Source organism: Candidatus Macondimonas diazotrophica (genome assembly GCF_004684205.1).
In the GTDB taxonomy this organism is placed as follows: domain Bacteria; phylum Pseudomonadota; class Gammaproteobacteria; order UBA5335; family UBA5335; genus Macondimonas; species Macondimonas diazotrophica.
This window is the reverse complement of sequence record NZ_SRIO01000004.1, coordinates 177,449-193,129: the sequence shown is the minus strand read 5'-3', so window position 1 is coordinate 193,129 and position 15,681 is coordinate 177,449. Positions and strand designations below refer to the sequence as shown.

Annotated in this window: 17 protein-coding genes and 1 pseudogene; 2 read left to right on the top strand and 16 right to left on the bottom strand. The window is 63.7% G+C overall.

The annotated features are described in order from the left end of the window. Positions 1–90: 90 nt before the first annotated feature. From alr to mnmG, 15 genes and pseudogenes are all read right to left on the bottom strand, one after another. Entirely contained in the window at positions 91–1,260 is a 1,170-nt protein-coding gene (alr, locus tag E4680_RS04810; protein WP_135281253.1) for an alanine racemase, read from the bottom strand. After that, positions 1,257–2,654 carry a replicative DNA helicase gene (gene dnaB / locus E4680_RS04805; protein ID WP_135281252.1) on the bottom strand — a complete coding sequence of 466 codons (1,398 nt, stop codon included), beginning with the start codon at positions 2,652–2,654 and terminating at the stop codon, positions 1,257–1,259. Before dnaB ends, alr begins: the two co-directional genes overlap by 4 nt. Before the next feature lie 38 nt (positions 2,655–2,692). Continuing rightward, a complete protein-coding gene (gene rplI, locus E4680_RS04800) occupies positions 2,693–3,142 on the bottom strand; it encodes a 50S ribosomal protein L9 (RefSeq protein WP_135281251.1) in 450 nt (149 codons plus the stop codon). 34 nt (positions 3,143–3,176) lie between these two features. After that, positions 3,177–4,070: a hypothetical protein gene (locus E4680_RS04795; RefSeq protein WP_135281250.1), complete on the bottom strand. Its 894-nt coding sequence runs from the start codon at positions 4,068–4,070 to the stop codon at positions 3,177–3,179. Between the two features lie 20 nt (positions 4,071–4,090). Continuing rightward, positions 4,091–4,315, bottom strand: a complete 225-nt coding sequence (gene rpsR, locus E4680_RS04790) for a 30S ribosomal protein S18 (protein WP_135281249.1) — start codon at positions 4,313–4,315, stop codon at positions 4,091–4,093. Between the two features lie 65 nt (positions 4,316–4,380). Continuing rightward, a complete protein-coding gene (gene rpsF / locus E4680_RS04785; RefSeq protein ID WP_135281248.1) occupies positions 4,381–4,803 on the bottom strand; it encodes a 30S ribosomal protein S6 in 423 nt (140 codons plus the stop codon). Between the two features lie 155 nt (positions 4,804–4,958). Then, on the bottom strand, positions 4,959–5,771 hold the full coding sequence (gene mutM / locus E4680_RS04780; RefSeq protein WP_135281247.1) for a bifunctional DNA-formamidopyrimidine glycosylase/DNA-(apurinic or apyrimidinic site) lyase: 813 nt from the start codon (positions 5,769–5,771) through the stop codon (positions 4,959–4,961). Positions 5,772–5,859: 88 nt separating this feature from the next. Then, a complete protein-coding gene (rpmG, locus tag E4680_RS04775) occupies positions 5,860–6,015 on the bottom strand; it encodes a 50S ribosomal protein L33 (RefSeq protein WP_135281246.1) in 156 nt (51 codons plus the stop codon). An 11-nt stretch (positions 6,016–6,026) separates the two neighbouring features. Continuing rightward, positions 6,027–6,263, bottom strand: a complete 237-nt coding sequence (rpmB, locus tag E4680_RS04770) for a 50S ribosomal protein L28 (protein ID WP_135281245.1) — start codon at positions 6,261–6,263, stop codon at positions 6,027–6,029. A gap of 240 nt (positions 6,264–6,503) precedes the next feature. Continuing rightward, complete coding sequence (locus E4680_RS04765; RefSeq protein WP_135281244.1) at positions 6,504–6,746, bottom strand: hypothetical protein; 243 nt, start codon at positions 6,744–6,746, stop codon at positions 6,504–6,506. A gap of 433 nt (positions 6,747–7,179) precedes the next feature. Then, positions 7,180–8,322: a DNA polymerase IV gene (locus tag E4680_RS04760; RefSeq protein WP_240696117.1), complete on the bottom strand. Its 1,143-nt coding sequence runs from the start codon at positions 8,320–8,322 to the stop codon at positions 7,180–7,182. Beyond that, a complete protein-coding gene (locus tag E4680_RS14535; RefSeq protein WP_276605613.1) occupies positions 8,319–8,771 on the bottom strand; it encodes an RtcB family protein in 453 nt (150 codons plus the stop codon). The genes E4680_RS04760 and E4680_RS14535 overlap by 4 nt, the downstream gene beginning before the upstream one ends. Before the next feature lie 253 nt (positions 8,772–9,024). After that, a pseudogene (locus E4680_RS14575) lies at positions 9,025–9,171 on the bottom strand (archease); the annotation flags it as partial. 294 nt (positions 9,172–9,465) lie between these two features. Then, positions 9,466–11,109 (bottom strand): peptide ABC transporter substrate-binding protein, encoded by a 1,644-nt coding sequence (locus E4680_RS04740; protein ID WP_135281242.1) that lies wholly within the window; start codon positions 11,107–11,109, stop codon positions 9,466–9,468. Further along, positions 11,106–12,974: a tRNA uridine-5-carboxymethylaminomethyl(34) synthesis enzyme MnmG gene (gene mnmG / locus E4680_RS04735; protein WP_135281241.1), complete on the bottom strand. Its 1,869-nt coding sequence runs from the start codon at positions 12,972–12,974 to the stop codon at positions 11,106–11,108. Before mnmG ends, E4680_RS04740 begins: the two co-directional genes overlap by 4 nt. A 327-nt stretch (positions 12,975–13,301) precedes the next feature. Between mnmG and E4680_RS04730 the strand changes: the two genes are divergently transcribed. Together E4680_RS04730 and E4680_RS04725 are read left to right on the top strand one after the other, a co-directional pair. Next, positions 13,302–14,474, top strand: coding sequence for a porin (locus E4680_RS04730; RefSeq protein ID WP_135281240.1), 1,173 nt, complete (start codon positions 13,302–13,304; stop codon positions 14,472–14,474). Beyond that, positions 14,440–15,027 (top strand): FMN-binding protein, encoded by a 588-nt coding sequence (locus tag E4680_RS04725; RefSeq protein WP_167792385.1) that lies wholly within the window; start codon positions 14,440–14,442, stop codon positions 15,025–15,027. The genes E4680_RS04730 and E4680_RS04725 overlap by 35 nt, the downstream gene beginning before the upstream one ends. Positions 15,028–15,386: 359 nt before the next feature. On the opposite strand, the gene cas2 is transcribed toward E4680_RS04725, so the two are convergent. Next, entirely contained in the window at positions 15,387–15,677 is a 291-nt protein-coding gene (gene cas2 / locus E4680_RS04720) for a CRISPR-associated endonuclease Cas2 (RefSeq protein WP_135281238.1), read from the bottom strand. Positions 15,678–15,681 lie beyond the last annotated feature (4 nt).

Here is a 15,681-nt window from a genome sequence, read left to right as displayed (position 1 = left end):
GTGGAACGGGGAGATCGACCGGATCACTGGGGGCACGACACCACGTCCGTGGACGCCCGTGAAGTCCATCCACTCGTCAGATCACTCCACTTACCCGCATCGTTCTGCGGGGTGGCCGATCATTGGGGCGCCCACCGGCGCCTGCGCGGCGCAAGCGTCATCGTGGCCGCCAGCGACCCGCCGGACCCGTGGTGTCACCCGACACAGCAGTTCGTAGCCGATCGTCCCCAGCGCGGTCGCCAATGTCTCGACGGCAGGACCGCCGTTCCCCCACAGCACGACCGGGGCGCCCACCCGATCGTCGGAGGTGGGTCCAAGATCGACGGTCAACAGATCCATCGACACACGACCCACCAATGGCACCGCACGGCCATTGACCGACACCGGGGTTCCACTGGGTAGCGTGCGTGGATAGCCGTCTCCATAGCCCGCCGCGACCACGCCAAGCCGGGTATCACGATCCGCCTGCCAGTGCCCGCCGTAACCCACTCGCGCCCCGCGGCCCAATGGTTTGACCGATACCAGCTCTGAGCGCAGCGACATCACCGGACGCAAACCGATATCGGCGCCTTGCTCTCCGGAAAATGGCGATACGCCGTAAAGCATGATGCCTGGCCGCACCCAATCGCCGTGACTCGCCGGCCACGCCAGAATTCCGGCAGAATTGGCCATGTTCCGGGGACCCGGATGGCCGTCACACGCGATTGAAAAACATTCCAATTGCCGATCGGTCTCCCGGCAAACACCGCGCTGGGCGTGAGCCAGATGGGTCATCCACCCGACCGGTGCCTCGACCGCCGGACAATCCATCAACCGTCGCCAGAGCGCGCCGGCATGAGCCGGATCGACTCCGAGTCGTCCCATACCCGTGTCGACCTTGAGCCAGATGCGCAGACGCCCCGTCAATGCCGTCTGCTCAAGGAGATCGACTTGGAAGGAATCATGAACCACCAACTCCAGACCGAGCTGTGCGGCGAGCTGCAGACTGTCGGCATCGAACACGCCTTCCAGTACGGCGACCGGTGTCTGGATTCCACCCGCCCGGAGCCGCAGCGCCTCATCGAGCCGCGCCACGGCCAAGGCATCGGCATGGGCGGCCAGGGTACGCGCCACCGCCAGCAGCCCGTGACCGTAGGCATCGGCCTTGACCACCGCCATCACCCGCGCGGTCCGCGCATGGCGGCGGACCACGGCGAGGTTATGCGTCAGCGCCGTAAGGTCAATCTGAATCCAGGGTGCGCCGCGCGGAACCCTGTTCATGCGTAGCCCCCACCGTACTCCTCCGAGGCGAAATTCTCGAAGCGCGTATATTGCCCCAGGAAGGTGAGACGCACCGTCCCGGTTGGCCCGTTGCGCTGCTTGGCGATGATGATCTCGGCGCTGCCCTTGTCGGGACTTTCCGGATTGTAGACCTCATCGCGGTAGATGAAGATGATGAGGTCCGCATCCTGCTCGATCCCGCCCGATTCACGCAAATCGGACATCACAGGGCGTTTGTTGGGGCGCTGTTCGAGATTGCGGTTGAGCTGGGACAGGGCAATGACCGGAACATTCAGCTCTTTGGCCAGAGCCTTCAGGCTGCGGGAAATTTCGGCGATTTCCGAGGCCCGGTTTTCCTGATTGCCCGGAATCTGCATCAACTGCAGATAGTCGACGACGATGAGGCCCAGGCCGTGTTCTCGCTTGAGGCGGCGCGCGCGCGCGCGGATCTCGGTCGGTGAGAGCGCGGGCGAGTCATCGATGAACATCGGCGCCTCGGCGATCAGGGTCGCCGCCGAGGTGATGCGCGGCCAATCCGTGTCGGCCAAACGGCCTGTCCGAACCCGGCTTTGATCGATCCGGCCCAATGACGAGATCATGCGCATGGCCAGTTGCTGACCCGGCATTTCCATGCTGAAGATTGCCGTCGGCACCTTGTCGCGGATCGCGGCATGCTCGGCCAGGTTCATGGCAAAACTGGTCTTGCCCATCGAAGGGCGGCCGGCGATGATGACCAGATCTCCCGGTTGCAGCCCGGCCGTCTTGTCATCGAAATCGACCAGCCCGGTCCCGAGCCCGGTAATGGGATTGTCCGATTGGAACAGAGTGTCGATCTTGTCCAGCGCTTCGGACAACAGGCGGCGGATGGGCACGAAGCCCTGCTTGTGGCGCAGCCCCGCCTCGGCAATCTGGAACACCTGCCGCTCGGCTGCGTCGATCAGCTCAGGGACTTCGCGCCCCTGTGGTTCATAGCCGCTTTGCGCAATATCAGTGCCGATGCGAATCAGCTGGCGCAGGACGCTGCGGGCGCGAACGATGGCGGCATAGGCGGCGACGTTGGCAGCGCTTGGGGTATCCCGGGCCAACATCCCGAGATAGGCCAGACCGCCCACGCCTTCCAGATTGCCCTCCCGCTGCAGCCACTCGGAAACGGTGACCACATCACGGGGCTGGATGGTTTCGGCGAGATGAGCCAGGGCACGGAAGATCAGCCGGTGCGCTGAGAAATAAAAGTCCTCTTCCGTCACCTGATCGGCGACGGATTCCCAGCTGGCCTCATCCAGCATGAGACCGCCGAGCAAGGATTGCTCCGCTTCTCTCGAATGCGGTGGAACCCGCATCGAAGAAAGATCGGCGGGCTGACCCGAGCCCGCTTTGCCGCCCTGCTCACCCATGCCCGCAGATCCCGCTTGCCGGTCACCGCTGGAGCGAATCACTCCTCGCCGACGACCACCATATGCACCACCGCGTCCACATCGGAATGCAGATGAACGGTAACGTCGTATTCGCCCGCCATGCGAATCGGGCCTTCCGGCAAACGCACTTCGCGACGTTCGACCGGATGACCGGAGGCCGTCAGGGCCTCGGCAACATCCGCCGTGCCGATCGAACCATACAGCTTGCCTTCACCGGATGCCTTGGCCCGCAAGGTCACGGTCACGCTCTCCAGCTCGGTCTTGCGACCTTGCGCATGGGCAAAGTTCTCCGCGGCCTCACGCTCAAGCTCGGCGCGGCGGCTTTCGAACTCGGCAATCCGGTCTGGGGTGGCGGGAACCGCCTTGCCAAACGGAATGAGATAGTTACGGGCATACCCGGGACGCACGGTCGCCCGATCCCCCAAGCCGCCCAGATTTTCGACTTTCTGCAGAAGAATTACATCCATCTCGTCATCATCCCAATACGTTCACATTCATCAGTCAGATCTTCGGTGCGCGCGCCCGGAAATCCAACCAACCATCCAACAAGGCCACTACAGCCAAAACCACCACCAGATGCGGCATCAACAGCAGCGCCGCGTAGAGCAATCCCAACCAGATCTTCGCGCCGGCACGGCCTTGCAACAAGGCGTGCATCAGGCCAAAGGCCGGCAAACTCAGGACCACGGTCAGCGGAACCAGCAGGTTGATCGCCAGATCCGTCCGCCAGCTCGCCACGAACAGACACGCCGCCACGACCCCTGACCAGCGCTTGCCCAGTCGCCAAGCCTGGAACTCAATGCCAAAGGCGCCAGGACGATACAGGCACGATTGCAACCAGCGCCCCAGTACCAACCCGGCAGCCAGCCCCATTACCCACACACCGGCAAATGCGCCTGGCAGGTACGCGGCCACTCTGCCGATCAGGGCGGCCAGATCCTCGTCGCCACCCGGCATCAAGCCGTCAGGGGCTCGTACGGCCATGGTGTGCTCCAGACGCTCCTGCCACCAGAGGCCGGGATCCTCATGCAGCAGATAGAATCCCATCACGGCAACCAGCCCCAAGAGCGCCACCGTGGCCAGTGCCGGGGGCAGACTCGCCCGATTCCAGACCTGCCCACCGAGAGCAACGATCGGTACCCAGATCACCGCAGCCAGCGCCAATGCCACACTCGGCGACGCCATCAGTACCGTACCGGCGATGCCTTGCGCCACCAGTCCACCCAGCAGCACCTGACTCGCCTTTCCCGGCCCCATCTGCATCGCAACCAGCGCGAGCAATGCTCCAGAGAGATACATGAGGGGAAACAAGATCCAAGCGCCGATCCCAAGCAAGCTGATCACCAGGACCGCCTGCCAGGGACCGGACAATGAATAGCGGGCGAGCGCCTGCATGCTGTCCCCTGCGGATCGCCTCAGTGCTGGTCGGTATAGGGCAACAAGGCCAGGAACCGCGCACGCTTCACGGCTTTGGCCAACTGACGCTGATAGCGTGCGCTGGTTCCCGTGATGCGGCTCGGAACGATCTTTCCGGTCTCGGCAATGTAGGCCTTGAGAGTCGCCAGATCCTTGTAGTCGATCTCGGTGACGCCTTCGGCGGTGAACTTGCAATACTTACGGCGGCGAAAATTACGCGACATGATTCTCTCCTAAACACGACTCATGGGCCGGGCGCCGAATGCGCCGGGGCAGAACCCACACGATTTCAGTCGTTGCTGTCCTCGGCATCCCCGTCCTCGTCGTCCTCGTCGGCCACTGCGGTTTCACGCTGGGCCGAACGGGAACGACCTTCCTCGCTGCGCTCTTCATCGCGAGACTTGAGCAGCGGCGAAGGGGCGGTATCCGGACCGGGACGGCTCATGATCAGGTTGCGCAGCACCGCGTCGTTGAAGCGGAATGCGCTCTTGATCTCGCCCAGTGCGCTCTGGCTGCACTCGACGTTCATCAGCACGTAATGGGCCTTGTAGATTTTTTCGATGGGATAGGCCAGCTGGCGACGTCCCCAGTCTTCCAGACGATGGATATGGCCGCCATCGGCTTCGATCACCGAGCGATACCGCTCGCACATGGCGGGAACCTGATCGCTCTGGTCGGGGTGCACCAAAAACACGATTTCGTAGTGACGCATGAACACTCCTCACGGATTACAGCCTCCCGACGGTGCCGGTGAGGCAAGGAGAATCGCCAAGCTGGCGACAAAAGAGGCAAAATGCTACCGCAACTGTCACGGCTAATCAATGATTTGTCATCAACGCCCGGGCGATGCGCTTGACCGGGCACGGCTTATCGCTGACAACGGGGGCAGAAGTAGCTGGAACGCTGTGCCTGACGGAACTGCCGGATCGGCGTGGCGCACTGGCGGCATGGCGCTTGAACGCGGCCGTAAACACTCAGTTGCTGGGCAAAATACCCCGGGCGACCGTCGCTACCCACGAAATCACGGAGTGTGGTCCCACCCGCCGCGATCGCCTCCGCAAGGACGTGACGAATCGAGCCGACCAGATGCTGCTGGCGTATCCATCCGATGCGCCGCGCCGCGCGGGCGGGATGAATGCCGGCACGAAACAGCGCTTCGTTCGCATAGATGTTGCCCACCCCCACGACCACACGGGAATCCATCAGCACCGTTTTGATGGCGGCGCTGCGATCGCGAGTCACCGCCCGAAGATAATCGGCGTTGAACGCTGCGGACAGGGGCTCCGGACCCAGATGGCGGATCAGCGGGTGCTCCTCGACCGGCGCATCAGTCCATAGCACCGCGCCGAAGCGGCGTGGGTCGTTGAAACGGAGTGTCCAGCCATTGTCCAATTGCCACTCCACATGATCGTGCGTCATCGCAGGCGTGCCGACGGGCACCAGACGCAAGCTGCCCGACATGCCCAAGTGGATCAGCATCGTACCGTCGGCAAACGTGAACAGCAGGTATTTGCCCCGTCGGCCGATCGCCTCGATGCGCTGCTCCGCCAGGTGCAGGGGGAGATCCGGCACAGGCCAGCGCAACGCGCTCTGGCGCACCAAGACCTGGACGATACGGCAACCGATCACTTGCGCGGCAATGCCGCGGCGAGTGGTTTCCACTTCGGGCAATTCGGGCATCGATCCGATTCCAGAATAGGAAAAGCCCGCTCGAAGCGGGCTTTTTGGAATTCAGCGACTGCGGCTCAGCGCACCAAGCCGCCGGTGGTCACTTGATCTTGGCTTCCTTGTAGAGCACGTGCTGCCGAACGACGGGATCGAACTTCTTGATCTCCATCTTTTCCGGCTTGGTGCGCTTGTTCTTCGTGGTGGTATAGAAATGACCGGTACCGGCAGTCGAAACCAATTTGATCTTGTCACGCATGACTCATCCCCTCACACTTTCTCGCCACGCTTGCGGATATCCGCCAGAACGGCATCGATTCCCAGCTTGTCGATGATGCGGATGCCCTTGGTGGAGACGCGCAGACGCACAAAACGCTGCTCGGAATCGACCCAGAAGCGCTGCTCATGCAGGTTGGGCAAAAACCGGCGCTTGGTCCTGTTATTGGCATGGGAAACGTTGTTTCCAGTGATGGGGCGCTTCCCGGTAACCTGGCAAACTCGGGACATGGGATCCAATCCTCAATCGGGTCGATGCGGAGCGCGCCGGCCATTCGGCATTCTCTGCCAGCCTTGCGCGCTAAACGCCCTTTTTATCACGGGAAGATTGCTTGCCGCAAGGGTCCGAACAAACCGGCGGCCTCCGGGTTCGGCGTCATCCAGGCCGCAATCGCCCCGAAACGACGTCGCGCTGGCCTGCGTCAGGGCACCCACGCCAGCCGTTGACGACCGGCCATCACCGGCGCGCAGTCACCGAAGCGAGCCGGTCCCTGCCGGAATCATGCGATGCGACCCCGCACCCGCAATCCATCGCTTGGAGGGCGCTCTTGCAAGCCCCCTGGAACTGACCGCAATCTGGACGGCAGCCTGGCCATTGAGAAGCAGGTCCGCCCGCGCGTCCGGAAGCTCGAACGGCTCGCGCCCGACCGCATGGCCTGCCGCGTAATGATCGAGGCGCCGCACCGGCATCACCACCAGGGCACAATCTATCACGTCCGAATCGATGCGACGCTGCCCGGGCATGCAGTGGTGGTCAGCCGGGATCCGGGCTCGTGTATCACACCCATGAAGAGCTGCAAGTCGCGATTCGGAATAGTTTCGACGCCGCCGAGCGCCGCCGCCATCGCGAGATCAGCCCTAACGGTGACCATGGCCGCATTCAACCCCCCGGACGGTCGCGATCTCTAATTTCCATCACCATGCGCTGGTGGAAGGCGACTTCGCTCGCCTGGCGATCGGCGACGCGGTCCGTTTCGTCGAAGCAATGGGCGAGCAGCGTTCACCGGGCCGGCTCGAGTCAGGGCGGCTGAGACCCATCGCGTACGCGCATGGAGGTCAGCGATGCAGCCCAGCCCTTGCACATGACCGATTCGAACCGGGCCCGCGAGATTGCGGCCCCGGACATTCCGCGCCGTCCGCGCCAGGCTTAAACCGCCGGATCGTCTGGATGACCGAAGTCGAGCGTGAGCATCTGTCCCTCGGCGACATGAGCCGCCGTCTCAAGGGCCCGGGTTTGATCGATACGCAGCTCGCCCACCCGCACGCCCAGCAACCGCACCTTGCGATCCAGGTCAATGCGATCCAGGCACGCGCGGGCCCCGGCGAAGATAGCCGTGCCGGCGTGTGTGGGCACGGCCAGTGTCCGGACTCGGGTACGGGTCTCGAAATCGGCAAAACGCAGCTTGATTCCCACCGTGCTCCCGCTCCGGCCCGCTGCACGGAGCTCTTCGGCCACCCGTTCCGACAGGCCCGCCAAGGCCCGCAACAAGGTCTGCCGGTCCCCGACATCAGCCTGAAACGTGACTTCCCGGCTGTGTGACTTGGGTTCGCGATGGGTCACGACCGTGCGATCGTCCTCGCCTTGCGCAGATCGCCACAGGAAGCGGCCGTGGGCCGGGCCGAACAGGGCCGCCAGACGCGCTTGAGGGGTGGCCGCCAGCTCGCCGATGGTGTGGATATCGATCGCCTCGAGGCGTCGTTCGGTAACGGGCCCCACGCCCTGCAGCTTGCGCACCGGCAATGGCCAGATCCGGGTGGCGACATCGACCTCGGTCAATACCGTCACGCCATCGGGTTTCTCCAGATCCGAAGCGATCTTGGCCAACAGCTTGTTGGGCGCGATTCCGATCGAACAGGTGAGGCCGATTTCGGTCAAGATGCGCTGCTTGATCGCCCGGGCGAGGCGCGATGACGGATCCGTCAGCTGCGACACGTCGAGGTAGGCCTCATCGATACCCACATCCTCCAACTGCGGTGAAAACTGCCGGAGGATCGCTTTGATCCGCGCCGAAACGCGGGCGTACTCGCGGTAGTCCACGGGCAGGAAAACGGCCTGCGGGCACCGTTCGTGCGCCATACGCAGCGGCATCGCCGAATGGACACCGAACCGGCGCGCCTCATAGGACGCTGTCGACACCACCCCGCGCGCAAACGGATCACCGCGCCCACCGATGACCAGCGGCTTGCCGGCAAGCGCGGGATGGCGAAGCACCTCGACCGCGGCGAAGAACGCGTCCATGTCGACGTGCAGAATGCGCCGGACGCCCCCGTCCGCCTCGGATGATCTCACCGGAATCTCCCCGGACACTCCCACCCCTGGATGCAGATCCGCGGCAAAAGACGAGCGACGTTGCGGATCAAACCGGGCGCTTCTTCGGCCATACCGCGCAGTGACGGACTGTGAATCAGAACGCCGCGGTCGGCCAAATCGTCGACCACGGCCCGCTCCTGCCAGCGGCGCACCGCCTCATGCTGGCTCATGCGCCGCCGCCAGCATGGCATCCAGAGCAGCGCCCCACCACGGCCGAGCCCCACCGGGATGGTTGCAAACCGCGCATCGGCCCGCGCAGTGCGGACGACCGGCTCCAGCTCGGCACGTATGAGACCGGTGCGCAGCAGGCGTACCCCACAGACAATATCGCAACCCACTCCACCGGCGGAGATCACGCCGCCCTCGGCCGGACCGAAGGCCGCACCCCCACCAATCGGAAAGCCATAACCCCAGTGGGCATCGGGCAGCGCATAGGCCGCTTCGACGATTCCGGGCAGACAACCACGTTGCGCGACGGCTCGGCGACTTTGCTGTCCATTCCATTCCGCCCAAAAGATCTGGCATCCCCTTAATTCTCACGCCGGGCACCCGCATCGCATCCCGCCACGGCAGATGCCAAGTGAAATCACCCTGTCGTTCGAGCGCGCCCAGATCCATGGCGAACCTCCTCAGACATCCAGGGCGCAGGCCGCAATTCCCGAGCCACCCCCGCAGCGCAGTATAGCTGGCACCCTTGACCGCCACGGCGGGATGATGGTGTGTCGGGTCGAGCGGCTCGCCATAGGCCGTGGCGGCCAGATACGAGCCCTCGATCACCACCTCGAAGCGGCCAAACAGCATGCTGCGGGTGGCGATCTCGTAGACCACGGCATTGAGCTAGTCCACCAGCAGGGTTTCGGGATCGGGCGCGTACACGCGATAGGAACAGCCTGAACCGGCCGCACCCGTCCCGGTTGGGTCATGACGGCGATCAGCGCCGCCTGCTCGAAGGCTTGCCCCAGAAGCTGGGACCGGAGCCGCTCACACCAAAATGTCCGCTCCGTGGAGGAAGTGCCACCAGCCGACGGCTGGCTCGGTGGACTCATCCATCGCAACCGCCCCGACAAACATCCGTTCTGCGATGATGCCCCGATTCGGGAACGGCACTCCCGCACGGCGAGCTCAGCCGCCGAGCGGCTCGATCCACAAATCCTTGGTGTAGTGCTGGTTCATGATGTTGGGCCGGTAGCCCTTCACCCAAGGCTTGATCAGGGTCTTGCTGACATAGAAGAACAGTGGAATCACCGGATCGTCGGCGAGCATCATGGCCTCGGCCTGGCGCATCAGGTCATTGCGCTCGGAACCGCCAGGCAGGGCGCTGATGCGGGCGAGCAAGGCGTCATAGGCCGGATTGGCGTATCCCGAATCATTGATGCCATGCTGGGAGTGCAGCAGCTCCAGGAAGGTATAGGGATCGGCATAGTCCCCGATCCAGCCGCTGCGAAACACCTGCGTGACCTGCTTCTGCTTGCGGTTCTGCAAAAAGACCTTCCATTCCTCGTTGAACAGCGTGGCTTCCACCCCCAGCACCTGCTTCCACATCTGGGCAACGGCCACCGCGATCTTGCGGTTGTCTTCCTGCGTGTTGTAGCGGATCTCGACTTTCAGCGGCCGTTCGGCCGAATAGCCCGCTTCGGCATACAGCCGCCGCGCCTCGGCGAAGCGGGCTTCCCGCGTCCAGTGAGCGTAATCCGGCGTGGCCTGCTGGTAACCGGGCAGGCCAGGGGGCACCCAGCCATAAGCGGGAATCTCACCGCCGCCGGTGATCTTTTCGGTCAGGATTTCGCGATCGACCGCCAGGGTCAGGGCCTGTCTCAACGCCGGCGCATCCTGGAACGGCGGGCGCGTGAGGTTCAGGCCAAAGTAGTACACGCCCAGGTACGGCTGAATGTGCAGTTCATCGCCAAGGTTCTCGCGCGCCCAGGCGAAATCCGCCGTGGGCACGCCGCCCCAGTCCACTTCCCCGGCGCGGTAGCGCTTGAATTCGCTCGAGGCTTCCTCGATGGCCGAATAGCGCACCTTGTCGATGCGGGTCTGGGCATCGTCCCAGTAGTGTGGATTGCGACTCAGCATGACATGGGATTGGACCACGGCCTCGGTGAGCTGATAGGCCCCGTTGCTCACCAGATTGCCCGGTCGGGTGAAGCGATCGCCAAATTCCGCCAATGAAGCGCGATGGATGGGATAGGTGGTCGAATGGGTGAGCAGACTCAGAAAATAGGGCGTCGGTGCCTTCAGCCGGATCTCCAGCGTGTGGTCATCCAGGGCTTGTACGCCCAGGGTCTCGGCTTTGGCCTGCCCGGCCAGAATGGCCTCGGCCTGGGCGATGGGCGCCAGGATCAAGCCGTAGTTCGAGCCGGTCGCCGGATCGACCGTGCGGCGCAGCCCGGCGACGAAATCCTCGGCCACCACCGGATCGCCGTTGGACCAGCGCGCAGCCGGCCGCAGATGGAACACATAGCGCAGCCCGTCCGCGCTGATTTCCCAGGACTCGGCCACGCCGGGCCGCGGCCCCTCGGCGCCGGTCAGCACCAGACCTTCGTAAAGGTCGCGCAGGATGTTGGACGACGAGACATCCTCGGCGCGATGCGGATCGAGCGTCTGCGGCTCGGCGCCGTTGGCCTTGCGCAGCATCGACTGCCCCGCCTCGATCGCCGGACCCTGGCGCGGGTCGCGGTCGGTGCCGTCCGAACAGCCGGCAAGTGCGGCCAAAACGGTAATCAGGATGGCGGATCTCAAAATGGCCTGGACAATCAGTGACTTCATGCGGCACGACGCTTCAGGTGGATGAGCAGGAGGGAAATCGCCGCCGGCGTGATGCCCGGCAGGCGTGCCGCCTGACCCAGCGTGGTCGGACGGCCGGCGTCCAGCTTCTGGCGCACCTCATGGGACAGGCCGGCGACCTGCCCGTAGTCGAAGGCGACCGGCAAGGGGGTTTCCTCATGGACGCGCTGGCGCTCGATATCGCGCTGCTGGCGCTCGATGTAACCGGCGTACTTGGCCTGTACTTCAATCTGCTCGGCCACGGCCGGATCCGCAACCGGATCACCAATGATCGCGGCCAGCGCGCCGTAATCCACCTCGGGCCGGCGCAACAGGTCGAGCGCACGCTGCTCGCGCTCGAGCGGCGCGCCCAGCAGCGTTTCGAGCGCTGCTGCAGCGCCATCGCCTGGACGCAGGAAGGTTCGCCGGAGCCGCGCCTGTTCGTGGGTGATTGCGGTTTGCTTGCGCTCGAACGCTGCCCAGCGCGTCTCATCCACCAGCCCCAGTTCCCGCCCGATCGGCGTGAGTCGCAGATCGGCGTTATCCTCGCGCAGCAGCAGCCGGTACTCGGCGCGACTGGTGAACATACGATAAGGCTCGGCCGTGCCACGGGTGATGAGGTCGTCGATGAGCACCCCGATATAGGCCTCATCCCGGCGCGGCGTCCATGGCGGCAACTCGCGCGCCTGCCGGGCGGCATTGAGTCCAGCGATCAGACCCTGGGCGGCGGCTTCCTCGTAGCCCGTGGTGCCATTGATCTGCCCAGCCATGAACAGACCCGGCAGATACCGTGATTCCAGGGACGGCCACAGATCGCGCGGATCGAAGAAATCGTATTCGATGGCATAGCCCGGCCGCAGGATATGCGCGTTTTCCAGCCCGGCCATGGAGCGCACCAGCGCGTACTGCACGTCGAAGGGCAGACTGGTGGAGATGCCGTTCGGATAGACCTCCGAGGTATGCAGCCCTTCGGGTTCCAGAAAGACCTGATGGGCGGTCTTGTCGGCAAAGCGGGTGATCTTGTCCTCCACCGACGGGCAATAGCGCGGGCCGGTGCCTTCGATGACACCGGTATACATCGGCGAGCGGTCGAGCCCGGCGCGGATGATGTCGTGGGTGCGCTCGTTGGTGTGCGTGATATGGCAGAGCACCTGAGGCGGGTGCTGTTCCGCTCGTCCAAGAAACGAGAAGACCGGTCGCGGATCGTCTCCCGGCTGCGGCTGCAGGCGCGCGTAGTCGATGGTGCGGCCATCCAGGCGCGGTGGCGTTCCGGTCTTGAGCCGGCCGACGCGCGGAGACAACTCCCGCAGCCGGGCGGACAGTGTCTGGGCGGGGGGGTCGCCGGCACGGCCGCCTTCGTGCTGCGCAAGGCCGATGTGGATCCGACCGGCCAGGAAGGTTCCCGCCGTCAGGACCACCGTTCGCGCCCGGAAACGCAGCCCCATCTGGGTGATGGCGCCACCGATCCGTCCTTGCTCGACGACAAGATCATCCACGGCCTGCTGAAACAGTGTCAGATTAGGCTGCCGCTCCAGTGCCTGACGCACAAACGCACGATAAAGCGCCCGGTCCGCCTGGGTACGGGTCGCCCGAACCGCCGGCCCCTTGCGCGCATTGAGCGTGCGGAACTGGATCCCCGCATGGTCCGCCGCCTGCGCCATCAAGCCGCCCAGCGCATCGACCTCCCGCACCAGGTGCCCCTTGCCGATGCCGCCGATCGCCGGGTTGCAGCTCATCTGCCCCAGGGTTTCCAGATTGTGGGTCAGCAGCAGCGTGCGGCACCCCTGCCGCGCGCTCGCCAGCGCCGCCTCGGTGCCGGCATGGCCGCCGCCGATCACGATGACATCGAAGGATTCGGGGTAATGCATGGGTACAAACCGCTAGAGTGATCGCCAAGAGCGCTCAAAGGCTTAAATTTTAAGGGAATGCGCGCGCCCGCGCCAGATTTGGATGCCGCGACGCGACCCAAGCCGATCCATTCGACCGCTCGATCCCGGCTCGGCGCTCTTTCATGCCGATCCTTCAGGCCGGTCACCTGCACCGCCAACGCTGCCTTGACCGGCAAGCACCGTCGAACCGCCGCGGGCGGACCGGCGAGGATACGGAAAGCGACAAATAGCAATAATACTTCTCATTATCCAAGCGTTTTGGTAAATTCGCACGCTCCTCTACTCAGGACAGATGGAATAGCCATAATGAAAAATTCCACATCAGCGCAACTGATCAAGACCGCGTTACAACTCGGTGGACTAAGCCTGGCAGGACTGGGAACCGCATTCGCAGCCCCGACGCCTCAGGAAGAGATCGACAATCTGCGCCAGCGGCTCGAGGAAACCGAACGCCGGCTCGACGCGCTGGCCGATGCCGCCGAAGCGCCGGGGAACGCCACATCTCCGCTCGATGGCTTCCATTTGGGCGGTTACGGCGAGCTGCACTACAACAATCTGGAAAACGATGAAACCGGCGCCACCAAAGACGAGATCGATTTTCATCGCTTCGTGATGTTCCTCGGCTACGACTTCACCGACCGCATCCGCTTTCGCTCGGAAGTCGAGCTGGAACACGCCATTGCCGGCGACGATCAGAACGGCGAAATCGAGCTGGAACAGGCGTACATCGAGTTTGACCTGAACGACAACACGCAGGCCAAGGGCGGCCTGTTTCTGGTCCCGGTGGGGATGCTCAATGAAACCCACGAACCCCCGACCTTCTACGGCGTCGAACGCAATCCCATCGAGCGCGTGATCATCCCGACCACCTGGTGGGAAGGCGGCGCTGCCCTCTCCGGCAACTTCGGAACCGGCTGGGGATACGATCTGGCCCTGCATTCGGGGCTGAACAGCGATGATTTCAGCATCCGCGGCGGACGCCAGAAAGTCTCCGAAGCCGATGCAAGCGATCCGGCCGTGACCGGGCGGTTGCGCTGGGCCGGGGTACCGGGTGTTTCCTGGGGAATTTCGTCGCAGTACCAACGCGACATCACCCAGGGTGAAGGACCTGAAACCCCTGCTGTGCTGGTGGAAACCCATGTCGCCTTGGAGCGGGGTCCGCTGGGCCTGCGCGCCCTCTACGCACGATGGGACCTGGACAGCGCCGAGGCCGAAGCGGTTGGCCGGGATGAGCAGTATGGCTGGTATGTCGAGCCCTCTTGGCGCATTGCGCCGCAGTGGGGCGTCTTTGCGCGCTACAGCGAATGGGAGACCGAAGCGGGCGCAGCGGGCGACAACACCTTCGACCAGACCGACATCGGCGTGAACTTCTGGCCCATTCCGCAAGTGGTGCTGAAGGCCGACTATCAGTGGCAGAACGGCCCCGATGGGCGCGGTGGCTTCGATGGCTTCAATCTGGGCATCGGCTATCAATTCTGAGCATCACGACAGAAGCGCCCCGGCGCGCTGGAAGACCCGTATCCGGCGCGTCGTGCGCGCCGGATACGCGGTCGTTCTGATCGCGGCCTTGTGCGGGGCAACCCGCGTGTACCAGGCACCCGAGGACTTCATCGCCGACAGCTTTGACGGCAACCCACCACCGGCGCAGACACTCTGGCTCACCGGGCCTTTGGGCGAGGGCGCGACGGCGATCCTGGGGCATCGCCCACCACCGCGAATTACCTACTGGCGGACCACCGGGCGTGTGGCGTTCATTCTCGAGGAAATCGGCAAGGAGCAGCCAATCACGACAGGTATTCTGATTCAGGACGGCCGGATCGAAAGGGTCCGCATTCTGATCTATCGGGAGAGCCGCGGCGGTGAGGTACGCTATCCGGCGTTCACGCGCCAGTTCGAAGGCGCCAGCCTGAACGATAACCAGCGCCTTGATCGCTCTATCAACGGCATTTCCGGGGCCACGCTATCGGTCAATGCGCTGGAAAGGATGACCCGTCTGGCGCTCTTCCTGGCGCAGCAACATCCGGGCGAATGAACCGGAGCTTCGCGAAAAAAAGAAACCGCCGCCGGTCAAGCGCTACAGGCAGTCCAATAGCAGCTTCAAAACCGCTCCCGGCTTTTTAGCCGGGAGATACGCTCGGATGGCTCGCTGTAAATGCGTCTTTCGTCACGGTTTCAATCCGCTCCCGGCTTTTTAGCCGGGAGATACTCCACCTTGGCAGCCATCGGCCACCAAAGCGAATTCTCTGCGTGCTGCGCGAAATTTGTTCTGCGGGCGCAATTGCCTCTTGGTAAAGTTCCGCACAACACAAGACTTTCCTTTCTTTTCAATAATTAAGCCGTTGCGCGAACCGTCCGGGGAATTTCACCTCACTCAGGGTCCGCGCAGCCTCATCAAATCACCAACGGCCCCTCGAAGTCCACCGCCCGGAACACGCCGTACTGCTTCACCCGCAGGTGGGCCGATTCGGTGATCCGGTAGAAGCGTAGGTTGTCTGCCGTCTCGTCGATCTCGGCGAGCAGCGCGCGTTCGAGCTGTTCCATCTGCATCTCGTTGACTTGACATTCGAACACCGACTTCTGCACCCGCTGGCCCGTGCTCTCGCAGACTTTGGCCACGCGGCGCAGGCGCCGTCGGCCAGCGGCGGTTTCGGTAGAAACATCGTAGGTGACGACGACCAACATGATG